The sequence below is a fragment of the Burkholderia diffusa genome, from assembly GCF_001718315.1.
Lineage (GTDB): Bacteria > Pseudomonadota > Gammaproteobacteria > Burkholderiales > Burkholderiaceae > Burkholderia > Burkholderia diffusa_B.
Genome location: NZ_CP013364.1, coordinates 771,627 through 796,056, shown reverse-complemented (window position 1 = coordinate 796,056; position 24,430 = coordinate 771,627). Strand labels below are relative to the sequence as shown.

At 63.0% G+C, this 24,430-nt stretch carries 16 protein-coding genes, 2 tRNA genes and 3 rRNA genes; 5 read left to right on the top strand and 16 right to left on the bottom strand.

Annotation, left to right across the window (positions count from 1 at the left end):
* Positions 1-18: 18 nt before the first annotated feature.
* The 6 genes from WI26_RS30170 to WI26_RS30145 all read right to left on the bottom strand — a co-directional run bounded on the left by WI26_RS30170 (position 19) and on the right by WI26_RS30145 (position 8,897).
* Positions 19-1,293, bottom strand: coding sequence for a NupC/NupG family nucleoside CNT transporter (locus WI26_RS30170; protein ID WP_069228257.1), 1,275 nt, complete (start codon positions 1,291-1,293; stop codon positions 19-21).
* A 345-nt stretch (positions 1,294-1,638) separates the two neighbouring features.
* Positions 1,639-3,096 carry a dihydropyrimidinase gene (hydA, locus tag WI26_RS30165; protein ID WP_069228256.1) on the bottom strand — a complete coding sequence of 486 codons (1,458 nt, stop codon included), beginning with the start codon at positions 3,094-3,096 and terminating at the stop codon, positions 1,639-1,641.
* Between the two features lie 46 nt (positions 3,097-3,142).
* Entirely contained in the window at positions 3,143-4,651 is a 1,509-nt protein-coding gene (locus WI26_RS30160) for an NCS1 family nucleobase:cation symporter-1 (RefSeq protein ID WP_069228255.1), read from the bottom strand.
* 99 nt (positions 4,652-4,750) lie between these two features.
* Positions 4,751-6,058: an NAD-dependent dihydropyrimidine dehydrogenase subunit PreA gene (preA, locus tag WI26_RS30155; RefSeq protein ID WP_069228375.1), complete on the bottom strand. Its 1,308-nt coding sequence runs from the start codon at positions 6,056-6,058 to the stop codon at positions 4,751-4,753.
* Between the two features lie 90 nt (positions 6,059-6,148).
* Positions 6,149-7,486 carry an NAD(P)-dependent oxidoreductase gene (locus WI26_RS30150; RefSeq protein WP_069228254.1) on the bottom strand — a complete coding sequence of 446 codons (1,338 nt, stop codon included), beginning with the start codon at positions 7,484-7,486 and terminating at the stop codon, positions 6,149-6,151.
* 130 nt (positions 7,487-7,616) lie between these two features.
* Positions 7,617-8,897, bottom strand: a complete 1,281-nt coding sequence (locus tag WI26_RS30145; protein WP_069228253.1) for a Zn-dependent hydrolase — start codon at positions 8,895-8,897, stop codon at positions 7,617-7,619.
* A 362-nt stretch (positions 8,898-9,259) separates the two neighbouring features.
* Between WI26_RS30145 and WI26_RS30140 the strand changes: the two genes are divergently transcribed.
* Complete coding sequence (locus WI26_RS30140) at positions 9,260-9,952, top strand: TetR/AcrR family transcriptional regulator (protein ID WP_069228252.1); 693 nt, start codon at positions 9,260-9,262, stop codon at positions 9,950-9,952.
* Positions 9,953-10,066: 114 nt separating this feature from the next.
* Here WI26_RS30140 and WI26_RS30135 read toward each other — a convergent pair whose 3' ends face one another.
* The 3 genes from WI26_RS30135 to WI26_RS30125 are packed head-to-tail and all read right to left on the bottom strand — an operon-like array spanning position 10,067 to position 13,737.
* Entirely contained in the window at positions 10,067-11,257 is a 1,191-nt protein-coding gene (locus tag WI26_RS30135) for an acetyl-CoA C-acetyltransferase (protein WP_069228251.1), read from the bottom strand.
* 18 nt (positions 11,258-11,275) lie between these two features.
* On the bottom strand, positions 11,276-12,043 hold the full coding sequence (locus WI26_RS30130; RefSeq protein ID WP_069228250.1) for a 3-hydroxyacyl-CoA dehydrogenase: 768 nt from the start codon (positions 12,041-12,043) through the stop codon (positions 11,276-11,278).
* Positions 12,044-12,063: 20 nt separating this feature from the next.
* Complete coding sequence (locus tag WI26_RS30125) at positions 12,064-13,737, bottom strand: acyl-CoA synthetase (protein ID WP_069228249.1); 1,674 nt, start codon at positions 13,735-13,737, stop codon at positions 12,064-12,066.
* A 135-nt stretch (positions 13,738-13,872) separates the two neighbouring features.
* On the opposite strand from WI26_RS30125, the gene WI26_RS30120 reads away from it, so the two are divergent.
* The 3 genes from WI26_RS30120 to WI26_RS30110 all read left to right on the top strand — a co-directional run bounded on the left by WI26_RS30120 (position 13,873) and on the right by WI26_RS30110 (position 16,296).
* Entirely contained in the window at positions 13,873-14,877 is a 1,005-nt protein-coding gene (locus WI26_RS30120; RefSeq protein ID WP_069228248.1) for an AraC family transcriptional regulator, read from the top strand.
* 347 nt (positions 14,878-15,224) lie between these two features.
* Entirely contained in the window at positions 15,225-15,824 is a 600-nt protein-coding gene (locus WI26_RS30115) for a hypothetical protein (RefSeq protein WP_069228247.1), read from the top strand.
* A gap of 100 nt (positions 15,825-15,924) precedes the next feature.
* Complete coding sequence (locus WI26_RS30110; protein ID WP_069228246.1) at positions 15,925-16,296, top strand: nuclear transport factor 2 family protein; 372 nt, start codon at positions 15,925-15,927, stop codon at positions 16,294-16,296.
* 286 nt (positions 16,297-16,582) lie between these two features.
* Here the strand turns inward: WI26_RS30110 and rrf are convergent.
* The 5 genes from rrf to WI26_RS30085 form a co-directional block, all read right to left on the bottom strand.
* Positions 16,583-16,695, bottom strand: a 5S ribosomal RNA gene (gene rrf / locus WI26_RS30105).
* Positions 16,696-16,852: 157 nt separating this feature from the next.
* Positions 16,853-19,734: ribosomal RNA gene (locus tag WI26_RS30100) — 23S ribosomal RNA — on the bottom strand.
* Between the two features lie 294 nt (positions 19,735-20,028).
* Positions 20,029-20,104: transfer RNA gene (locus tag WI26_RS30095), tRNA-Ala, on the bottom strand.
* A 38-nt stretch (positions 20,105-20,142) separates the two neighbouring features.
* Positions 20,143-20,219, bottom strand: a tRNA-Ile gene (locus tag WI26_RS30090).
* A 62-nt stretch (positions 20,220-20,281) separates the two neighbouring features.
* Positions 20,282-21,814: ribosomal RNA gene (locus WI26_RS30085) — 16S ribosomal RNA — on the bottom strand.
* The 16S, 23S and 5S rRNA genes sit together here with 2 tRNA genes alongside, the layout of an rRNA operon.
* Positions 21,815-22,522: 708 nt before the next feature.
* Here WI26_RS30085 and WI26_RS30080 point away from each other — a divergent pair.
* Entirely contained in the window at positions 22,523-22,960 is a 438-nt protein-coding gene (locus WI26_RS30080; protein ID WP_059536497.1) for a hypothetical protein, read from the top strand.
* Between the two features lie 159 nt (positions 22,961-23,119).
* On the opposite strand, the gene WI26_RS30075 is transcribed toward WI26_RS30080, so the two are convergent.
* Positions 23,120-23,824: a DUF429 domain-containing protein gene (locus WI26_RS30075; RefSeq protein ID WP_059536500.1), complete on the bottom strand. Its 705-nt coding sequence runs from the start codon at positions 23,822-23,824 to the stop codon at positions 23,120-23,122.
* A 9-nt stretch (positions 23,825-23,833) separates the two neighbouring features.
* On the bottom strand, positions 23,834-24,358 hold the full coding sequence (locus WI26_RS30070; RefSeq protein ID WP_059505901.1) for an HD domain-containing protein: 525 nt from the start codon (positions 24,356-24,358) through the stop codon (positions 23,834-23,836).
* Positions 24,359-24,430: the final 72 nt, after the last annotated feature.

Below are 24,430 nucleotides of genomic sequence, written 5' to 3'. Positions count from 1 at the left end.
TTGCGTCTCCTCGATCGCTCAGTGCAGCGAAAAGAACAGGCCGGCGATCGCCGCGCTCATCAGGTTCGACAGCGTCGCGGCCGTGAGCGCACGCAAGCCGTGCCGCGCGACTTCCGAGCGGCGCTCGGGCGCGACCGCGCTGAAGCCGCCCGCGAGAATGGCGATCGACGAAAAGTTCGCGAAGCCGCACAGCGCGAACGACACGATCGCGAGCGTCTTCGGGTCGAGCACCTGCAGGCCGGCCGCCGCGACGTGCTCGCCGCCCTTCAGATACGGCGACAGGTCGCCGTACGCGACGAACTCGTTGAAGATCAGCTTCTCGCCGATGAAGTTGCCGGCCAGCGCGGCGTCGTGCCACGGCACACCGATGATCCACGCGAGCGGCGCGAACAGGTGGCCGATGATGCCCAGCAGCGTCACCCGCGGAAAGCCGGCGAACGCGGCCACGCCGCCGACGATGAGGTTCATCAGCGCGATGAGCCCCACGAACGCGATCAGCATCGCGCCGACGTTGATCGCGATCCGCAGCCCAACCGACGCGCCTGACGCTGCCGCCTCGATCACGTTGGCAGCCCGCTTGTCGTCGAAATCGAGCCCGTCGACCACGACGCGGCTCGGCTCCACGGTCGGGAACAGCAGCTTGCCGAACAGCAGCCCGCCCGGCACCGCCATGAACGAGGCGGCAAGCAGGTACTCCATCTTCACGCCTAGACCGGCGTAGCCGACCAGCACCGAGCCCGCGACCGATGCCATGCCGCTTGCCATCACCGTAAAGATCTCGGCGCCCGTCATGTGCCGCACGAACGGCTTCACGAGCGCGGGCATTTCGCTCTGCCCGAGAAAGATCGTTGCGACGGCCGAGCACGCCTCGATGCGGCTCACGCCGAGCACTTTCGCGAGCCCCGCGCCAAGGATCGCGACGATCCACTTCATCACGCCGACGTAGTACAGCACCGAGATCAGCGCAGTGACGAAGATGATCATCGGCAGCACGCGCAGGCCGAATACGAACCCGCCGTCGCCGAACAACTGGAACATCCGGGCGTCCACCAGCCCCCCAAATACAAACGCGATGCCGTGATTGCCCATGTCGAGCACGCGATTGACACCGTTCGCGGCAGCCGCCAGCGCCGCGCGGCCTGACGGCACGAACAGCACCAGCGCGCCGATCGCGAACTGCGTGAGCAGCGCGGCGATCAGGGTCCGGCCGCTCACCGCGCGCCGATTGTTCGACAGCAGATAGGCCACCAGCAGCAGGAACAGCATGCCCAGGAGACTGCGCAGAATATCCACCTCGTACTCCTTGCTCTCTATGTTTATTGGACTGCTCGGCAGGCGGCCCGGCCCGGCTCGCCCGTGTCACGCCGTCGGTGGATATTACTCGCCGTCATGCACGACGACAATGCAAACAAAATGGCATGCTCCGTGTAGTTTCACTTGCGTCGCATATTTGCTCAGTTGTTCTATGTACCTGAAAATCGCACGGACGCGACGATGCTCGATTCGTCCCATATATTGAGCGAATCGACGCGGGGTCGAGAAGAAGCAGGGGCCGGCGATGCACGTGACCGGCCGCTTGAACGCGCGGGGCGGGCCGTGCGAACGGACACGCCCCGCGCAACTGACGAAGTACGCTGTTCAGCCCGCGCGTTCGACCGGATGCGGCTCACGCAGCCGGTTCGCGATGCGCGCGGCTTCGTAATAGCCGGCTGCGGGCGGCCGCTTCAGATAGCGGCCCGCTCCGCGCACCGCACGCAGCTCACCGTCGGCCCACGCGAGCGCGCCGCGCGTCAGCGTATGCGTCGCGACGCCCTGCACCGTCATCCCTTCGAACACGTTGAAGTCGACCTGCTGGTGATGGGTCTTCACCGAGATCGTTTTCGTTGCCGCCGGGTCCCACACGACCAGATCGGCATCGGCGCCGACTTGCACCGCTCCCTTGCGCGGATACAGGTTGAAGATCTGCGCGGCGTTCGTCGACGTGATCCGCACGAATTCGTTCGGTGTGATGCGGCCATGATTCACGCCGTGATGCCAAAGCACCGACATGCGATCCTCGACGCCACCGCAGCCGTTCGGGATCTTCGTGAAGTCCTCGCGGCCCATTGCCTTCTGCGATGCACAAAACACGCAATGATCGGTCGCCGTCGTATGCAGCTGCCCCGCCTGCAGCCCGCGCCACAGCGCCTCGCGATGCTCGGCCGAGCGGAACGGCGGGCTCATCACGTGCGCGGCTGCGCGCGTCCAGTCCGGGTCGCGATACACCGACTCGTCGATCACCAGATGCCCCGGCAGCACCTCGCCGAACACGCGCAGCCCTTCGCTGCGCGCGCGCGTGATTGCATCGACCGCGTCCTTCGCTGACACGTGCACGATATACACGGGCACGCCGAGCACCTGCGCGATGCGGATCGCACGGTTCGCGGCCTCGCCCTCCACCTCCGGCGGTCGCGACAACGGATGCGCCTCCGGCCCAGTCATCCCGCGCGCGAGCAGCGCCTGCTGCAGCCGGAACACGAGTTCGCCGTTCTCCGCATGCACCGTCGGCAGCGCGCCGAGTTCGAGCGACCGCGAGAAGCTGTTCACGAGGACCTCGTCGTCGGCCATGATCGCGTTCTTGTACGCCATGAAGTGCTTGAAGCTCGATACGCCGTGCTCGCGCACGAGCGTGCCCATGTCGCGGTGCACCGAATCGTCCCACCACGTGACGGCCACGTGGAAGCCGTAGTCGGCCGCAGCCTTCTCTGCCCATCCGCGCCACTCGCGAAATGCGTCCATCAGCGGCTGCTTCGGGCTCGGAATCACGAAGTCGATGATGCTGGTCGTGCCGCCCGACAGCCCGGCGGCCGTGCCCGAATAAAAATCGTCGCTCGCCGTCGTGCCCATGAACGGCAGTTCCATGTGCGTATGCGGATCGATGCCGCCCGGCATCACGTACTGGTCGTGCGCGTCGACCACCGTCGCGGCGGCCGGCGCGTCGATCGTCTCCGCGATCTGCAGGATCGTGCCGCCGTCCTGCGGGTCGGCACACAGTACGTCCGCGCGATAGGTGCGGTCCGCATCGATCACGGTGCCGCCGCGAATCAGGATTGCCATTTGCTTACCTCCTCGTTGACTGTCGGGTGCCGCATGCGCTCGCGCATCATGCGCTCGCGATCTGCGCGCGCTGTCCGGCGCGCCACTTCATCCAGGTACCGTACACGCCGGACGCCAGCACGAGCCCGACGAACCACGCATACGTATAGAGCGTGTTGAAGAACGCCGGCACGTTCGGGAACGACGCCGGAAACGCGGTATGCAGGAAGCCGGGCAGGTTCGGCAGCACGCCGATCGCGAGCGCGACCAGCGCGGCCGGGTTCCAGCCGCGTGCGTAGCTGAAGTCGCCGCGCTCGTCGAACAGCGCGCGCGTGTCGAGCCGCGTGCCGCGAATCAGAAAGTAGTCGACCATCAGGATGCCCGCGACCGGCCCGAGCAGCGCCGAGTAGCCGACGAGCCAGGTGAAGATGTAGCCGTCCGTCGTCGCGAGGATCTTCCACGGCATCATCACGATCGCGAGCGTCGCGGTGATCAGCCCGCCCGTGCGGTACGAGATCGCCTTCGGCCACAGGCTCGAGAAATCGTAAGCAGGACCGACCAGGTTCGCCGCAAGATTGCAGCACATCGTGTCGAGCGTGAGGATCACGAGCGCGATGCCGACGCCGATGCCGGTCATCCGGCTCGTCAGATCGATCGGATCCCAGATCGCGTTGCCGTAGATCACGACGGTGGCCGACGTCACCACGACCGACACCACCGACAGCAGCGCCATCGGCAGCGGCAGCCCGATCGACTGCCCGATCACCTGGTCGCGCTGCGAATGCGCGAAGCGCGTGAAGTCGGGAATGTTCAGCGCGAGCGTTGCCCAGAAGCCGACCATCGCGGTCAGGCCCGGCCAGAACGTCGCCCAGAAGAGCCCGGCCTTATTGCCGCCCGCAACGAACTGCGAAGGCGCCGACAGCATCGTGCCGAAGCCGCCCGCCTGCGACGTCGCCCACCACACGAGCGCGATGCACATCACGACCTTGATCGGCGCGGACCAGCTCTCGAGCCAGCGGATCGAATCGGTGCCGTGCCAGATGAAGTACAGCTGCAGCGCCCAGAACACGAGAAAGCACGCGAGCTGCCCTAACGAAATGCCGACGAGCGGCAGCAAGGGGCCGTGCAATGCGTTGCCGGTCAGAATGTTCAGCAACGTGTAGATCGCGCTGCCGCCGAGCCAGCTTTGGATCCCGTACCAACCGCATGCGACGATCGCGCGCAGCAGCGCGGGTAGCTTCGCGCCCTGCGTGCCGAACGACGCGCGCACGAGCACCGCATACGGAATCCCGTGCTTCGCGCCCGCATGGCCGATCAGCAGCATCGGCACGAGCACGATCAGGTTCCCGAGCAACACCGTCAGCACCGCCTGCCACGGCGACATGCCTTCCTGGATCAGCCCCGCCGCGAGCATGTACGACGCGATGTTCATCACCATCCCGACCCACAGCGCCGCGAAGTGATACCAGCGCCATGTGCGCTGCGCCGCCGTCGTCGGTGCGAGGTCATCGTTGTACAGGCTGCCGCCCGGCGCCGCGGCGCTGTCAGGATCGGCGGGAATCGCTGCTGGTTTCATCGAACGCGCTCCACGTAAACGTCAGTACCGGCATCGCGAGATGCCGGCAGGACAGGACACAAGCAGCAGCGCGAGCGATCCCGCGCCGCCGACCGCCGGTCAGGCGGCCTTCGCGTGCTTCGCGGGTTCCGCCGGGCTCGCGCCGGCGTCGGCACGCGCCGGGTTGTTCGGGTGCGTGGTCCAGTTCGCATAGTCGCCCGCGTCGACCCGCTCCATCGTGATGCATTGCTCGACCGGACACACATGCATGCAAAGATTGCACCCGACGCACTCCGCATCCACCACCTCGAAGTGCCTCACGCCGTCCTTCTCGGCCATGATCGCCTGATGCGACGTGTCCTCGCACGCGATATGGCACAATCCGCACTGGATGCAGCGGTCCTGGTCGATGCGCGCCTTGATGTCGTACTTCAGGTTCAGGTATTTCCAGTCGGTCACGTTCGGCACCGCGCGCCCGCGCACGTCGTCGAGCGTTGCGTAGCCCTTCTCGTCCATCCAGTTCGACAGCCCGTCGGCGAGATCCGATACGATCCGGAATCCGTAATGCATCGCGGCGGTGCACACCTGCACGCTTCCGGCGCCGAGCACGATAAACTCGGCCGCGTCGCGCCACGACGAAATTCCGCCGATGCCCGAGATCGGCAGGTTCGGCGTTTCCGGGTCGCGCGCGATCTCTGCGACCATGTTCAGCGCGATCGGCTTGACCGCCGGCCCGCAGTATCCGCCGTGCGTTCCCTTGCCGTCGACGGTCGGCATCGGCGCCATCTGGTCGAGATCCACCGCGACGATCGAGTTGATCGTGTTGATCAGCGACACGCCGTCCGCGCCGCCCTTGTAGGCGGCGCGCGATCCCATCCGGATGTCGCTGATGTTCGGCGTGAGCTTCACGAGGCACGGCAGCTTCGTGCCTTCCTTGACCCAGCGCGTGACCATCTCGACGTATTCCGGCACCTGCCCGACGGCCGCGCCCATTCCGCGTTCGCTCATCCCGTGCGGGCAACCGAAGTTCAGCTCGACTGCATCGGCGCCCGTATCCTCGACGAGCGGCAGAATCCATTTCCAGTCGCGCTCGTTGCACGGCACCATCAGCGACACGATCAGCGCGCGGTCGGGCCAGTCGCGCTTCACCTGCGTGATTTCCTTCAGGTTCACGTCGAGCGGGCGGTCGGTGATCAGCTCGATGTTGTTCAGCCCGGCGATCCGCTGGCCGTTCCACTGCACCGCGCCGTAGCGCGAGCTGACGTTGACGACGTGCGGATCCAGCCCGAGCGTCTTCCAGACGACGCCGCCCCAGCCCGCCTCGAACGCGCGATTGACGTTGTACGCCTTGTCGGTCGGCGGTGCGGAGGCCAGCCAGAACGGATTCGGCGAAGTGATGCCTGCGATTGTGCAGCGAAGGTCGGCCATGTTCGGCTCCGTGAAAATGGGGCGTTTATCGTGATCCAGGTGGCGCGCGCCATGCATGCGATGCGCGCGATGCCTTTGCGTATCCCGCGCTCACGCGGCCTTGGCGGCGCGCTGCGCGAGCGCCGCGTCGATCGCCGCCGCCGCACGCTTGCCGTCCTGCACGGCCTGCACCGTGAGGTCGATGCCGTCCGTCGCCGCGCAATCGCCGCCGGCCCATACGTCGGGCAATGCAGTGCGTCCGTCCGCGTCGACCACGATGCGCGTACCGTCGGCCGTCAGCAGTGCGCCCGGGACACCCTCCGGCGCCAGCGTCTGACCGATCGCCTTCAGCACCATGTCCGCGTCGACGATGAAACGCTCGCTCGACACGGTCTCGAATTCAACGCCCGTCACGTGTCCGTTCGCGCCGGCGATGCGCACCGGTTTCGCGTGCGTGATGAGCGTGACTCCGCTCTTTTGCGCGAACTCGCGTTCGGCCCAGGTGGCGCTCATCGCGTCCACGCCACGGCGGTACACCATCGTCACGCGCTCCGCGCCGAGCTTGCGGCTTTGCACCGATGCGTCGATCGCCGTGTTGCCGCCGCCGATCACGACCACCCGCCGCCCGACCGGCACGTTCTCCAGCGCATCGGCCTGCCGCACCTGCTCGATGAAGTCGACTGCGGCCATCACGCCGGTCAATTGCTCGCCGTCGATCGCGAGCGTGCGCACGCCGCCCAGGCCCATCGCGAGAAACACCGCGTCATGCCGTTCGCGCAGCGCGTCGAGCGTCACGTCGCGGCCGAGCGCGACACCCGTTTCCAGCGCGATACCGCCGACCGACAGCAGCCACTCGACTTCGCGTTGCGCGAAATCGTCGACCGTCTTGTACGCAGCGATCCCGTATTCGTTCAAGCCGCCCGCCTTCGGCCGCGCATCGAACAGCGTGACGCGGTGCCCGGCGAGCGCGAGCCGGTGTGCGCAGGCGAGGCCGGCCGGCCCCGCGCCGACCACCGCGACATGCCGCCCCGTGTCGGGCGCGCGCGTGAATCGCACAGCGCCGCTCGCCATCGCCCAGTCGGTCGCGTGCCGCTGCAGCGCACCGATCGCGACCGGCTGCGCGTCCTGGTGATTGCGCACGCACGCGCCTTCGCACAGGATCTCGGTCGGACACACGCGTGCGCACATCCCGCCGAGCGGATTCGCGGACAGGATGTCGGTCGCGGCGCCCTTCAGGTTGCCGTTGCCGATCTTGCGGATAAAGCTCGGGATGTCGATCTGCGTCGGGCAGGCCTGCACGCACGGCGCGTCGTAGCAGTAGTGGCAGCGGCTGGCTGCGGCCGCGGCGGCAGTCGGATCGAGCAGCGGCGCGATATCGGCGAATTCGCACGAGAGTTGCGTGGACGACAGGCGATGCGCGGCGATATCGCCGGTTGGCTTGGTGGTCATACGCGTTCCTTCGACTGAGTGGAGACAAAGCCGTCCCCGCCGCCTGCGAATGCGCAGTCGGGGCGGTCATGCATCAGGAGTGCTACGTTTACACGATGCGCGGCGTGCCGGCCGCGCTATACCCGATCCATCACGAAGCAGGCTCGCATGCGCGCGACAGCATCGCGTGCAGCAGCACGTTCGCGCCGGCCTCGATCCACGCAGGCGTCGCGTCCTCGATCTCGTTGTGACTGATGCCGTCGACACAGGGTACGAACACCATCGATGTCGGCGCAACCTGTGCCAGGTAACATGCGTCATGCCCCGCACCCGACACGATGTCGCGATGCGAATAGCCGAAGCGATCGGCCGCGCCACGCACGGCCGCCACGCACGCCGGATCGAACGCGACGGGCTTGTAGTAGAAAATCTGCTCGAGCTCGGTTTCGAGCCCGATCTCGCCCGCGATGCGCGCGACGCCGTCGCGCAGCGCGGCGTCCATCTTCGCGAGCACGGCGTCGTCCGGGTGACGAAAATCGACGGTGAAGAACACACGGCCCGGAATCACATTGCGCGAGTTCGGGTGAACCTGCATCATCCCGACCGTCGCGCAACCGAACGGCGCGTGATCCAGACCGATCCGGTTCACGAGATCGACCACGCGCGATGCGCCGAGCAGCGCGTCGCGGCGGCGCGGCATTGGCGTCGGCCCCGCATGCGCTTCCTGGCCGGTGAACGTGATCTCGTACCAGCGCTGCCCCTGCGCATCAGTCACGACACCGATCGTCTTGCACTCCGCCTCGAGAATCGGCCCCTGCTCGATATGCAGCTCGAACGCCGCATGCAGCTTGCGGCCACCACAGGGCACGTCGCCCGCGTAGCCGATACGCGCGAGTTCCTCGCCGATCGTCTTGCCGTCGACGTCCTTGCGCGACAGCCCGTACTCGAGCGGAAACACGCCCGCGAACACACCCGACGCGACCATCGCCGGCGCGAAGCGCGAGCCTTCCTCATTGGTCCAGATCACGACCTCGACCGGGTGTTCGGTCTCAATGCCGTGATCGTTCAGACTGCGAATCACTTCGAGGCCACCCAGCACGCCGTAGATGCCGTCGAAGCGGCCGCCCGTGGGCTGCGAATCCGCGTGCGAGCCAGTGACGACCGGCGCCGCGTCCGCCACGCGGCCCGCGCGGCGCATGAACACGTTGCCCATCGTATCGACCGTCACCGTGCAACCGGCGGCTTTCGCCCAGCCGACGATCAAGTCGCGTCCGGCCTTGTCGAGATCGGTCAGCGCGAGGCGGCAGACGCCGCCCTTCGGCGTCGCGCCGATCTTCGCCACCTCCATCAGGCTGTCCCACAACCGCCTGCCGTCGACCTTGATCGACGTATCGAATGCTGCCCGCTTCGCTGTTTCCGATACTGCGTCCATTCGTATCGCTCCTGTGGGGTCGGTCATGCCGTCATTCCGGTCGCTGCCGGTGCGCGCATTGCCGCTGTCGGGGCAAATCCGCACCTGCGAGGTGCGGGCGCGCATCGTTCGCGTGATTCGTCCGATCGATCGGCGGATTGCCGGCACTGCATTCCGTCGATCGTCAAATCCTGTCCGATTGGACAGGTTTTAGACGATCAAAATGCCCAGCGCAATGTCTTTCTTGCGTGAACCGGGCGAGCGAGAAACGTGCCACCGCATCGCAGCATCGCGCGCGCCGATGTCGGCGGGCACGTGCGTTCGAGGCGAACCAGCGGCTAGAATGAAGCGCAACGCGGCATGCAAGCCGCGCGAGGGTGACGATGAGACATGACGAAGCGGCCGCCGAAGCCACCAGCGACGACGAAACCAACATGCCTTTGCGGCGACGCAAGGCGCACATCCGTGAGTCCAACGAAGCGCATCTGCTGGCCTGTGCGGAAGCCGTATTCGCGGAGCGCGGGCTCGATGGCGCGAGCACCGCAATGATCGCCGAACGTGCGGGCCTGCCGAAAGCTAACCTGCATTACTACTTCCCGACGAAGCTGGCGCTGTACCGTCGCGTGCTCGACGACTTGTTCGAAGACTGGCACCGCGCGGCCGGCTCGTTCGAGGCCGGCGACGATCCGGTCGAGGCGATTGGCGGCTACGTGCGCGCGAAGATGGATCTGTCGCGACGGCGCCCGCTCGGCTCGAAGGTGTGGGCCAACGAGATCATCCATGGTGCCGCACACATGCAGGACATCCTGTCGGAACGCGTGAAGCCCTGGTTCGACACGCGCGTGAAGGTAATCGAAGGCTGGATCGCGCGCGGGCTGCTCGCGCCGATCGATGCGCACGCGTTGATGTACCTGATCTGGGCGACCACTCAGCACTATGCGGATTTCGATGCGCAGATCCGCGCGCTGAGCGGCAAGCGCGCGTTCACGCAAAAGGCGTTCGCCGAGAAGACCGAGCAGGTCGTGCAACTCGTGATTCGCGCGTGCGGTGCGGTGTCGCCTGAGGCGAACGCATAACGCGATCGCGCGCGCCCAGGAAAGTGAAAATGGGCGACGGCCGCGAAGCCCCGCCGCCCGCGTCGCGAGACGGCGTGCGTGCCGTCTCGCGCGTGATGCGTCAAAGTGCTCGCGTCACGCGACGCGCTCGATCGCGATCGCCGTCGCCTCGCCGCCGCCAATGCACAGCGACGCAACGCCGCGCTTCAGCCCGTATGCTTCGAGCGCGGCCAGCAGCGTCACCATCACGCGTGCGCCCGATGCACCGATCGGATGGCCGAGTGCGCATGCACCGCCGTGCACGTTGACCTTGTCGTGCGGCAGGTCGAGATCGCGCATCGCGGCCATCGCCACCACCGCGAAGGCTTCGTTGAGCTCGAACAGGTCGACGTCGCGCAAGTTCCAGCCGGTTTTCTCCGTCAGCTTGCGGATCGCGCCGATCGGCGCCGTCGCGAACAGACCCGGCTTGTTCGCGTAGGTCGAGTGCCCGACGATCACAGCCTTCGGCGCGAGGCCGAGCCGGTCCGCTTCCGAGCGACGCATCATCACGAGCGCGGCCGCGCCGTCCGAAATCGACGACGAATTGGCCGCCGTCACCGTGCCGCCTTCGCGAAACGCCGGCTTGAGCGTCGGAATCTTGTCGAGCTTCGCCTTGCCCGGCTGCTCGTCGATCGACACGATGGCTTCCGTCTTGCCGGCCTTCACGGTCACCGGCGCGATCTCCGATACGAAGCGCCCTTCCGCGATCGCGCGTTGCGCGCGCGTCAGCGATGCAATCGCGAACGCGTCCTGCTCCTCGCGCGTGAACTGGTAGGCCTGCGCGCAATCCTCCGCGAACGTGCCCATCAGCCGGCCCTTGTCATACGCATCCTCGAGCCCGTCGAGGAACATGTGGTCGAGCACTTGGCCATGCCCCATGCGCATCCCGGCGCGCGCCTTCGGCAGCAGGTACGGTGCATTCGTCATGCTCTCCATCCCGCCCGCGACCGCCACGTCGGCCGATCCGGCCAGCAGCAGGTCGTGCGCGAACATCGCGGCCTTCATCCCCGAGCCGCACATCTTGTTGACCGTGGTCGCGCCGGCGGCCAACGGCAAGCCCGCCTTCAGCGCGGCCTGCCGCGCCGGCGCCTGACCCTGCCCGGCCGGCAGCACGCAGCCGAACACGATTTCATCGATGCGCTCGGCCGGTACATTAGCGCGTTCGAGCGCGGCGCGAATCGCCACCGCGCCGAGCTCGCTCGCGCTGGCCCCGCCCAGGTCACCCTGAAAACCACCCATCGGCGTGCGCGCCGCGCCGACGATTACGATCGGATCCTGTGTCGTCATGATTGCATTCCTCCAGTGTCAGCGCGGTGCCATGCGCAGCGCGCCATCGAGACGGATGACTTCGCCGTTCAGCATCGTATTCTCGGCGATGTGGCGCACCAGCGCCGCGAATTCCTCGGGGCGGCCGAGCCGCGGCGGGAACGGTACGCTCTTGCCGAGCGCGTCCTGCACGTCCTGCGGCATGCCGGCCATCATCGGCGTCGCGAAGATGCCCGGCGCGATCGTCACCACGCGAATGCCGAATCGCGCGAGCTCGCGCGCGATCGGCAGCGTCATGCCCACCACGCCGCTCTTCGATGCCGCATACGCGGCCTGCCCGATCTGTCCGTCGAACGCCGCGACCGACGCGGTGTTGACGATCACGCCGCGCTCGCCTTCCGCGTCGGCGTCCTGCTTCGACATCGCTTCCGCCGCCAGCCGAATCATGTTGAACGTGCCGACCAGATTGATCGACACCGCACGTGCGAAGCGATCGAGCGAATGCGGGCCTTCGCGGCCGACGACCTTCTCGCCCGGCGCGACGCCCGCGCAGTTCACGAGCGCATCGATGCGGCCGAACGCGTCGCGCGCGGCGGCAACGGCGGCCTGCCCGTCAGCTTCGCTCGTCACGTCGGTCCTCACGAAGCGCGTAGCCGCGCCAAGCTCATGCGCGAGGCGCGTGCCGGCGTCTTCATTGACGTCCAGCAGCACGGCGTTGCCGCCTTCGGCGACCACCATGCGCGCTACCGCCGCGCCGAGGCCCGAACCGGCGCCCGTAATCAGAAAAACGCGATCCTTGATAATCATTCGCAGTCCGTATTCAGTATTCAGGATTGAGCGGTCTTCTCGGCTTCCAGCTTGCGCAGCACGAAGCGCTGGATCTTGCCGCTCGGGGTTTTCGGCAGCGCGTCGACGAAGTCGATCGCGCGAGGATAGGCGTGCGCCGACAGTCGCCGCTTCACGTGCTGGCTCAGTTCGTCGGCCAGCGCCGGTGTACCGTCAAAGCCTTTCGATAGCACGACGAACGCCTTGACGATTTCCGTGCGCTCCGGGTCCGGCACGCCGATCACGGCAGCCTCGCTAACGGCAGGATGCTCGATCAGCGCACTTTCCACGTCGAACGGACCGATCCGATAGCCGGAAGACGTGATCACGTCGTCCGCGCGGCCGATGAAGCTCACGGTACCGTCCGGCTCGAGTTCGACGTTGTCGCCGGTCCGGTAATACCCGCCCGCGATCGCCGGCGTGTCTTGCTGCCAGTAACCGTCGAACCACAGCAGCGGCGAGCGCGCGATGTCGATCGCGAGGATGCCTGGCTCGCCGGGGCCGAGTTCGCGCCCGGCTTCGTCGAGCACCGCGACGCGATAGCCGGGCATCGCGAGGCCCGCCGAACCGGCATGGACAACGTGCGTGAGCCCGTGATGATTGTTCACGACCATCCCGAGTTCGGTCTGGCCGTAGTGATCGTAGATCGGCGCGCCGAGCGCCGCGTGGAACCAGCGCACAACTTCCGGATTCAGCGGTTCACCCGCGCTGCTGACGACCCGCAGTTGTCCTTTCAGACGCGCGGCCGCTTCGGTGCCGGCCGCCATCAGCATCCGGTACGCGGTTGGTGAGCCGGCCAGGCTCGTGATGCCGAGCCGTTCGATCACGTCATAGGTGCTGTCGACCGTGAAGCCACCCTCGTACAGCGTCGTCGCATGGCCGAGCAGCAGCGGGCCCGTGATCGCGTAATACAGGCCGTAAGCCCAGCCCGGATCGGCGATGTTCCAGAAGCGGTCGCTGGCGCGCAGATCCACCGCGTCGCGCATGTACGCACCGAAGGCGAGCAGCGCACGCAACGGCACCGGCACGCCCTTCGGCAAACCCGTCGTGCCCGACGTCGACATCATCATGAACAGGTCCGTGCCCTTGCGCGGGACCGGTTCGAATACTTCGGACTGCGCGTCGAGTACCGTGCGGAAATCGATGTCGCGCGCCGGCAGTGCGTCGCCCGACTCGCGCACCATCGCAACCTGCGGGCAATCGGTGATCTCGTCGAGCTTCGCGCGATTCGCGACGTTGGTAACGACCAGCCGCGCGTCGCTCATGCGCAATCGGTGCTCGATCGCCTTCGGGCCGAACGCGGTGAAGAGCGGCTGATAGACGGCGCCCGCGCGCCACGTGCCGAGGATCGTCGCGACAAGTTCGGGCGTGCGCGGCAACAGGCCGGCCACCACGTCGCCCGGCTTCACGCCCTGCTCAACCAGCAGGTTCGCGACCCGCGCCGACAGCGCCTGCATCTGCGCGAACGTGAAGCTGCGATGCTGGCCGCCGACGTCGATCCAGTCGAGTGCGATCGCGTCCGGGTTCGCCGCCGCATGCCGGTCGCAACATTCGACGCAGGCGTTCAGGCCCTGCTCCAGGTCGCCGTGCAGCTTTGCGGCGGCGGTCTCGATACGAAAGCCGGCCACGGCGTCGGCGTAGGCCGGCGCCACCCGGGCGGTTGCTCCATCACGCATGCGTGTCTCCTGTTCGTTATGCCCGCCGGCGAACCGGGGTATATCGATGATGGTAGACAGCCGTCACATTGCAATCAATGACAAACAGAATCTAGAATCGTGATCGCTTTTGCCATGTCTGGAGGGCATGAAAAAATGGGGCCGCAGATGATCTCGCCGGATTTCGTCGAAGATGCGCTCGAGAGCCTGCGCCGGCAGCGGATTCCGACCGGGCCCGTCCTGCGCATTGCCGGCCTGCCGGCCGCCGTGCGCGAACCCGTCACACCACAGCAGTACGGTCGCCTGTGGCTGGCGATCGCCAACGCGATCGACGACGAATTCTTCGGGCTGGCGGCCCGCCCGATGCGGCGCGGCAGCTTCACGCTGCTGTGCCATGCCGTGCTACACGCGGGCACGCTCGAGAAGGCGCTGCGGCGTGCGCTGCAGTTTCTGCGCGTGGTGCTCGACGAACCGCGCGGTGAGCTCGTGGTCGCCGACGGCCAGGCGCAGATCGTCCTCACGCAAGCAGGCGCACCGTATTCGGCGTTCGCTTACCGGACGTTCTGGCTGATCCTGCTTGGCGTAGCCTGCTGGCTCATCGGCCGGCGCATTCCGTTACAGCGCATCGATTTCGCGTGCCCGAGCCCCGATCAGCGCAGCGACTACCACCAGTTCTTCGGTGTGCCCGTCCATTTCGACCGCCCGGACAGCCGGCTCGCGTTCAACGCCGCGTACCTCGCGCTGCCGACGATCCGCTCCGCGCAGGCACTGAAAACCTTCCTGCGCGGCGCACCCGGCAACCTGCTCGTGCGCTATCGGCACGACACCGGCTGGGTGGCGAAGACGCGTGCGCATCTGAAGGCGCAGCCGGCCGCCGAATGGCCGGACTTCGACACGCTGGCCGTGCGCCTCGGCACGACGCCCGCGACGCTGCGGCGGCGCCTGCGCAGCGAGGGGCAGAGCTTCGCGTCGATCAAGGACGAGCTGCGCGGTGCGCTGGCCCAGTCGCTGTTGCGCGGGCACACGCTCAGCGTCGCGGAAATCGCGGCGGAACTCGGTTTTACCGAGCCCAGCGCGTTTCATCGCGCATTCCGGAAATGGACGGGGACGAGCCCGGGCGCATTTCGGCGGGATGTCAATGCGGCGCAGGCGGACCATTGAATTTCGGCGCGGGCATGCTTCGCCAGATGCGAGCACGCTAACGGATGAGGTCAACGTGCATGATCGCGATGAATTTCAGCAGTCCTGCGGTTTCTCAAGTCGTTGGCCTTCAAAGGAAGTTCTGGACGAACCGTTCTCCTTTGCTTCAAGAGGCGATTGTGCGCATTCGGTACCAGGCGATCGATTCGGCCGCGAGCATGCAATCCCTCTGCAATTTGGCGTCCGATCGCGTCCGGCTTCGGCAACGACACGCCGCAGAATCGAACCGTGCCGCATGCCGGCGCGCACGTTGCGCGTTGCGCCGCCTGACCACATACTGACCTGCCCATGCGAACAAGACCACGTTGATGGTGACTATCGGCCAGGATACCGCTTCCGTGCTGGGTGTCGTCGGATCTGCCGTGTCGCTGCTGGCAGCCATTCCGTACACGCTCGCGATCTACCGGCGCAGCGTTCGGCCGCACCTGTTCACGTGGTTCGTCTGGTCGGTCGCCACGGCGATCGCGGCCGCCGGCCAGTTCGTTGCGGGCGCCGGAGCGTCTGCTTGGTGCACGGCAGCGATCGCGCTCACTTGCTTTCTGACTTTCGTCGCGAGCGTGTTTCGAGGCGAGCGCGGCTGGACCCGCGTCGACTGGTTCTTCCTGTGTGCCGCGCTATCGGCGATTCCGCTCTGGATGCTGACCGACGACCCGACGATATCGATCTGCCTGGTCACGTTGATCGAGCTTGCCGGCCTGGGTCCGACCGTACGCAAAACGCTTCGCGACCCATGGAGCGAGAGTCTCACCTATTTCGCGCTGTGCGTGCTCAAGTACGCGCTGGCCCTGCTGGCACTGAGCACCTGGAATGTCGCAGCCGCGTTCTATCCTGCGGCCAACATCGTCGCGTCGATCGGCATTTGCTTGGTGATGATGGTTCGACGTCGTGCGCTGTCGAAACCGGAGTAGTCTCTATCGAGCAGCTTTGATGCCGGAATGCGAGGGCGCCACAGCCCGCTTGCCGGTCGCGCATGAGAAGCGGCTCCTTCGAACGATGCGAGGCCCCGATATGGATGCAGTTCGTGCAGTCATCGAACCGTATGAAGCCGCACTGCGGGCGGCGATGCTCAGCAACGACGTCGACGCACTCGACACGTTGCTGGATGACCACCTGGTCTTCACCATCCCGAGCGGACTGATCATTTCGAAATATGACGATCTGTCCGCGCATCGCGCGAAAACGCTGCGTCTCGACACACTCGATATCCAGGAGATTCAGGCAAAGACGATCGGAGAGATGATCCTCACCACGACAAAGGCGAAGCTTGCGGGTCGTTTCGGCGGCACCGCATTCGGCGGCATATTCGCCTATACGCGCCTGTGGCGCCGATCGGGTAGCGACTGGCGTGTCGTTGCAGGACATGCATCACAGATCGGTTGAACTACGACGTGTCGGCGAAGACAAACTGCAGGATTTCAAGGTGAGTCGATACCGACACTATCGCGCACCGACGAGGCTCGGCACATGGCGACCGTCGCCAAACAATGGCGGAGGAGAGGCGCCGTGGATTTAGGGTCCGTGCAGCGCGTGCGGCTGTGCGAACGCTGAACGCAACAGAAAGATCGCGCGATTACCTCGCGGAAGGGATGGTGATCAGGTTCTGGATTTCCGGAGCCCAAATGCAAAAACCCCCGCCTGTACGGGCGGGGGTTTCTGGCTTTAGGGAGCCTGACGATTACCTACTTTCACACGGGAATCCGCACTATCATCGGCGTAGAGTCGTTTCACGGTCCTGTTCGGGATGGGAAGGGGTGGGACCGACTCGCTATGGTCATCAGGCAAAGAGGGTTGTCCTGCTGGCGTGGCCAACAGAACCAATCTTGGAAGAAGCAGTAATTTTGAGTTGTGTGTATCACACACGAGAATCCAACTTGTCGCTCTGGATCTGGCGGCCGGTGCTGTCGCACGGCGCCGATCTACAAGGCAGACTTGTTATAGGATCAAGCCTTACGGGCAATTAGTATCGGTTAGCTGAACGCATTACTGCGCTTACACACCCGACCTATCAACGTCCTGGTCTCGAACGACCCTTCAAGGGGATCTAGTCCCCAGGGATATCTCATCTTAAGGCGAGTTTCCCGCTTAGATGCTTTCAGCGGTTATCTCTTCCGAACATAGCTACCCGGCGATGCCACTGGCGTGACAACCGGTACACCAGAGGTTCGTCCACTCCGGTCCTCTCGTACTAGGAGCAGCCCCCTTCAAATATCCAACGCCCACGGCAGATAGGGACCAAACTGTCTCACGACGTTTTAAACCCAGCTCACGTACCTCTTTAAATGGCGAACAGCCATACCCTTGGGACCGGCTACAGCCCCAGGATGAGATGAGCCGACATCGAGGTGCCAAACACCGCCGTCGATATGAACTCTTGGGCGGTATCAGCCTGTTATCCCCAGAGTACCTTTTATCCGTTGAGCGATGGCCCTTCCATACAGAACCACCGGATCACTATGACCTGCTTTCGCACCTGCTCGACTTGTCGGTCTCGCAGTTAAGCACGCTTATGCCATTGCACTATCAGCACGATTTCCGACCGTACCTAGCGTACCTTCGTACTCCTCCGTTACGCTTTGGGAGGAGACCGCCCCAGTCAAACTGCCTACCATGCACTGTCCCCGACCCGGATCACGGGCCAAGGTTAGAACCTCAAACAAACCAGGGTGGTATTTCAAGGACGGCTCCACCGAAACTAGCGTTCCGGTTTCATAGCCTCCCACCTATCCTACACAGATCGGTTCAAAGTCCAATGCAAAGCTACAGTAAAGGTTCATGGGGTCTTTCCGTCTAGCCGCGGGTAGATTGCATCATCACAAACACTTCAACTTCGCTGAGTCTCGGGAGGAGACAGTGTGGCCATCGTTACGCCATTCGTGCAGGTCGGAACTTACCCGACAAGGAATTTCGCTACCTTAGGACCGTTATAGTTACGGCCGCCGTTTACCGGGACTTCAATCAAGAGCTTGCACCCCATCATTTAATCTTCCGGCACCGGGCAGGCGTCACACCCTATACGTCCACTTTCGTGTTTGCAGAGTGCTGTGTTTTTATTAAACAGTCGCAGCCACCAGTTTATTGCAACCCCTTCACCCTCCTGGCGCAGGCCAGTCAAGCTACAAGGGCGTACCTTATCCCGAAGTTACGGTACCAATTTGCCGAGTTCCTTCTCCCGAGTTCTCTCAAGCGCCTTAGAATACTCATCTCGCCCACCTGTGTCGGTTTGCGGTACGGTCATCGTTAGACTGAAGCTTAGAGGCTTTTCTTGGAACCACTTCCAATTGCTTCGCTCCCGAGGGAGCTCGCGCCACACCCTTGAATTACGCGCCCGGATTTGCCTAAGCGCCTTCTCCAATGCAGCGACCGGGACTTCCAACACCCGGACAACCTTCCGCGATCCGTCCCCCCATCGCATCTAACAATGGTGCAGGAATATTGACCTGCTTCCCATCAGCTACGCATTTCTGCCTCGCCTTAGGGGCCGACTCACCCTACGCCGATGAACGTTGCGTAGGAAACCTTGGGCTTACGGCGAGGGGGCCTTTCACCCCCTTTATCGCTACTCATGTCAGCATTCGCACTTCCGATACCTCCAGCACCCTTTACAAGGCACCTTCGCAGGCTTACGGAACGCTCTCCTACCATGCGTGCTAAGCACGCATCCGCAGCTTCGGTATATAGCTTAGCCCCGTTACATCTTCCGCGCAGGACGACTCGATCAGTGAGCTATTACGCTTTCTTTAAAGGGTGGCTGCTTCTAAGCCAACCTCCTGACTGTTTTAGCCTTCCCACTTCGTTTCCCACTTAGCTATATTTGGGGACCTTAGCTGGCGGTCTGGGTTGTTTCCCTCTTGACACCGGACGTTAGCACCCGATGTCTGTCTCCCGTGATTGCACTCTTCGGTATTCGGAGTTTGCTATGGCGGGGTAATCTGCAATAGACCCCCCAACCATGACAGTGCTCTACCCCCGAAGGTGAGACACGAGGCACTACCTAAATAGTTTTCGGAGAGAACCAGCTATTTCCAGGTTTGTTTAGCCTTTCACCCCTATCCACAGCTCATCCCCTAACTTTTCAACGTTAGTGGGTTCGGACCTCCAGTACGTGTTACCGCACCTTCATCCTGGCCATGGATAGATCACCTGGTTTCGGGTCTACGCCCAGCAACTGAACGCCCTATTCGGACTCGCTTTCGCTACGCCTGCCCTATACGGTTAAGCTTGCTACTGAACGTAAGTCGCTGACCCATTATACAAAAGGTACGCCGTCACCCCTTACGAGGCTCCGACTGTTTGTATGCATGCGGTTTCAGGATCTATTTCACTCCCCTCCCGGGGTTCTTTTCGCCTTTCCCTCACGGTACTGGTTCACTATCGGTCGATCACGAGTATTTAGCCTTGGAGGATGGTCCCCCCATCTTCAGACAGGATTTCACGTGTCCCGCCCTACTTGTCGCACACCTAGTTCTTTCATACTGTTTTCGCCTACAGGGCTATCACCTGCTATGGCCGCACTTTCCAGAGCGTTCGGCTAACAATACAAATAAAGAGTGCAAGGCTCATCCCATTTCGCTCGCCACTACTTTGGGAATCTCGGTTGATTTCTTTTCCTGCGGTTACTTAGATGTTTCAGTTCACCGCGTTCGCTTCACATGGCCTATGTATTCAGCCATGGATACTCCAAAAGGAGTGGGTTTCCCCATTCGGACATCTACGGATCAAAGCTTGTTTGCCAGCTCCCCGTAGCTTTTCGCAGGCTACCGCGTCCTTCATCGCCTGTGATCGCCAAGGCATCCACCACATGCACTTGTTCGCTTGACCCTATAACGAGTCTGTCTCATCGACAGTCGTTACAGGTTGAGTTCTCGCGTTGTGCCGTATTCCAATTGAGCCGAACATGAAGTTCGAATCATCTTGAGATACATCGATACAATCACAACCCGGATAGTTTCCACGTCCATCTCAAAGACGCTTCCGCTATCCAAATTACTTACTTCTTCCAGATTGTTAAAGAACGACAGCCGATATGGTGTTACTCATATCACTCTGACTGGCTCAATCGCCAATGCAAAATTCTCGGTTCAGTGTCTGAACCAAGCCCTTAGCGTTGGTGATTGGTGGAGGCAGACGGGATCGAACCGACGACCCCCTGCTTGCAAAGCAGGTGCTCTCCCAGCTGAGCTATGCCCCCATGAGTACAGATGCCTCAGGTGTTCTACCGCCAGACAATGGTGGGTCTGGTTGGATTCGAACCAACGACCCCCGCCTTATCAAGACGGTGCTCTAACCGACTGAGCTACAGACCCCTGAGTCTGTCTTTAAATTACAGCCGATAAGCGTGAGCGCTCAACTTTGCGAGAAGCTCTGGAAAGGAGGTGATCCAGCCGCACCTTCCGATACGGCTACCTTGTTACGACTTCACCCCAGTCATGAATCCTACCGTGGTGACCGTCCTCCTTGCGGTTAGACTAGCCACTTCTGGTAAAACCCACTCCCATGGTGTGACGGGCGGTGTGTACAAGACCCGGGAACGTATTCACCGCGGCATGCTGATCCGCGATTACTAGCGATTCCAGCTTCATGCACTCGAGTTGCAGAGTGCAATCCGGACTACGATCGGTTTTCTGGGATTAGCTCCCCCTCGCGGGTTGGCAACCCTCTGTTCCGACCATTGTATGACGTGTGAAGCCCTACCCATAAGGGCCATGAGGACTTGACGTCATCCCCACCTTCCTCCGGTTTGTCACCGGCAGTCTCCTTAGAGTGCTCTTGCGTAGCAACTAAGGACAAGGGTTGCGCTCGTTGCGGGACTTAACCCAACATCTCACGACACGAGCTGACGACAGCCATGCAGCACCTGTGCGCCGGTTCTCTTTCGAGCACTCCCGCCTCTCAGCAGGATTCCGACCATGTCAAGGGTAGGTAAGGTTTTTCGCGTTGCATCGAATTAATCCACATCATCCACCGCTTGTGCGGGTCCCCGTCAATTCCTTTGAGTTTTAATCTTGCGACCGTACTCCCCAGGCGGTCAACTTCACGCGTTAGCTACGTTACTAAGGAAATGAATCCCCAACAACTAGTTGACATCGTTTAGGGCGTGGACTACCAGGGTATCTAATCCTGTTTGCTCCCCACGCTTTCGTGCATGAGCGTCAGTATTGGCCCAGGGGGCTGCCTTCGCCATCGGTATTCCTCCACATCTCTACGCATTTCACTGCTACACGTGGAATTCTACCCCCCTCTGCCATACTCTAGCCTGCCAGTCACCAATGCAGTTCCCAGGTTGAGCCCGGGGATTTCACATCGGTCTTAGCAAACCGCCTGCGCACGCTTTACGCCCAGTAATTCCGATTAACGCTTGCACCCTACGTATTACCGCGGCTGCTGGCACGTAGTTAGCCGGTGCTTATTCTTCCGGTACCGTCATCCCCCGGCCATATTAGGACCAAGGATTTCTTTCCGGACAAAAGTGCTTTACAACCCGAAGGCCTTCTTCACACACGCGGCATTGCTGGATCAGGCTTTCGCCCATTGTCCAAAATTCCCCACTGCTGCCTCCCGTAGGAGTCTGGGCCGTGTCTCAGTCCCAGTGTGGCTGGTCGTCCTCTCAGACCAGCTACTGATCGTCGCCTTGGTAGGCCTTTACCCCACCAACTAGCTAATCAGCCATCGGCCAACCCTATAGCGCGAGGCCCGAAGGTCCCCCGCTTTCATCCGTGGATCGTATGCGGTATTAATCCGGCTTTCGCCGGGCTATCCCCCACTACAGGACATGTTCCGATGTATTACTCACCCGTTCGCCACTCGCCACCAGGTGCAAGCACCCGTGCTGCCGTTCGACTTGCATGTGTAAGGCATGCCGCCAGCGTTCAATCTGAGCCAGGATCAAACTCTTCAGTTTAAACCTGTTACTGTTTTCGGTTCGGTTAAGAACCGGTCGCTCACTCAAAGCTGACAGGTATATGAATCACTTCATAAACCTGACTTACTTTAGTGTGAGACTCTTGATACTTTCGCTATCTGATCCGAGGATCAGCTCGCGGCCATCAAGCGCCCACACTTATCGGCTGTTAATTTTTAAAGAGCATTTCTGCGAGAAACCTGAAGTTTCTCAGCAGCGCTGCGTTTTCAGCAGCAGAGAAGCGAGATTATGAACCGTCTTTTTCGGTTCGTCAACAACTTTTTAACTGCTTCGTTGCGACGACCGGGGTTCAACTTCGTGTGCGCCGGGGCGCTCTACAGCCAACCCATCGCACCGCTTCCCTTCTTCCCTCGCGCCGCGTTGCCGTTAGCGCGAAAGAGGCGTGATTCTATGCACCCGCCCCCGTCTCCGCAACCCCTTTGTGAAAATATTTTGAAAAAGCCCCCGTGCGCTGCCGCGCACGGGGGCTTCGGGTTTGACGCACTACCTACCTCATGCGGCGTGAGGAGCCCACGATGAATCCGACGCGAGCCCGTCTTTCCTCCCATCCCAAATAGGAATCGAATACGCCCTCTGTTCGACCGCGCTGCGCATTTGCCCGGCGCCAGGCATCGGCCTGCGCACGAACAAGGGCTCGCACGCCGTCGAGTATCATGCCGCGATCGAACAACGTACTCATACACGACGATGGATACCACCACTCAATCCGGCGACGCCGATCTCCGCGATGAATACGCCGCGCTGCGCGAGCGCGCCGACATGCTCGAGGAACAGGTTCCACCGCTCCTGCAACACATCTCGGATGTCCTGCCGCGCATCAGCGGCGAGTCGGAACTGGCGGACGAGCATCGTGAACGGCTCGTGGGCGCGCGTAACGCAGCAATGGTCTCAATCGAAAATTATCAACAGGCGATCCCGTTCCTGCAAACGGCCGATTCGATCATCGAGCAACTCGACAAGACGCCCGAGCGCGACGAAGACATCGAGTGGCGCGAATCGCTGCTGCAGCGACTCGACGAACTGATCGACGTCGCGGTCGTGATGATCGACGATGCGCAGGGCTATTTCGAACAGGCGGCTGCCTGCGATCTCTCCAGCGTGCCGAAGTCCATTCTCGAAGACTGATCATTCAGCCGGGAAGCGTACGGTGCCTCGACTGCATACATGTCGCGCACGCCACCGGCTCCGCCCATGCCGACCGGCTGTCACTGCTCGACACCTCGATGTCGACTGCCCGATGCGCCTCCCGAAAAAGCTCACCTTTCTGTCACAGGTTCACGGATATCAGTCAGCCGCGGCCTCTGACTGAAGCACATCGAGACTAATCGTTTCGCCGACGATCGGCACACGGATATACCCGCCTTCCGCATCGCCATACGCGTGCGCGTTTCCGTCGATCACGTATTGCGCGGTCAATGCACACAGCGTCGCGTCGCGCGCATCGACTGAGCGCAATGTCGACACGTCGATCCCGAGCTTGGTCAGCAATTGCCGGCGCTGGTTGCGTTTCTGCTTCGCCGACGCGATCGCCTTGCCAAGCATCGCGCAGGTAATCGCGTACGGATAAGTCTCGAAGCTCACGCGCCCGCCGACATAGCGCGCGCCGGTCAGCAGCGGATAAGCGTCGGCCAGCGCGCGGTAGACGCGCTCTCCCATGAACATCCAGTCGAAGAAGCCCGATGTGCTGGCCACGGCCTGCTCGCGCGACGGCGTCGGGAAACACGAGATTCGTTCACGCGCAAGCGCCTGCTCGGCAGCCCGGCGTCCGCTTCCCGTCCACCACAGGCTCGGCGCGTCGACGCCGACGGCCACCACGTCATGCTCGATACACAGCGAAGGCAGCGCTTCAGGCGCGATCCGCTCCTCGCGGCAGACGATCGTCGAGCCGCGCAAGATCACGAGATCGCATTGCTTCCTGTCGCCGCCCACGTCGACGCCCGCCACCGCGGGCAACGACCGGGCGACGGATCGAGATCGGGCCGCCTGCATGGCTGCGCGTCAGTCCGCCGGCCGCGCGTCGTACGCGGCATCGAAGATTCCCTCCAGGCCCGGATGCACGCCGCGCATCCGGTCGACGACCGACTTCGCCCAGTCGAAGTACGCCTGCTTGCGCTCGAGCGGCCAGTCCGCGGGCGGATGCCGCGCAATGTCGCGCAGGTTGCAGATCTTGTCGGCGAGCTTCACGAGCTTCGCGCGCCGGCTGATGGTCGCCGCATGCTCGACCTGCAGGCGCTTGCGCTCGTCCTTCGGCAACGACTTGTCGTCGGTGACTTCCATCACGATGTCCGCGATGTCCTTGCCGAACAGCCGCAGCAGTTCCTGCTCGGTGGTCTCGGTGTCCTCGATCGTGTCGTGCAACACCGCCGCGACGATCACGCGCTCGTCCTCGATGCCGGCTTCGTTGGCCAGTACGGCGGCCAGCGCGATCGGATGGTTGATGTACGGCGATGCCTCGTCGTCCTTGCGCCGCTGATTGCGATGCTTGTCCGCCGCGAACGCGATGGCAGCTACCAACTTGTTCATGTTGATCCCTCGTGTGGCCGGACCCGCGACCGGTTGAACCGGACGCGTGCGTTTCGGAACCGCACATACTAC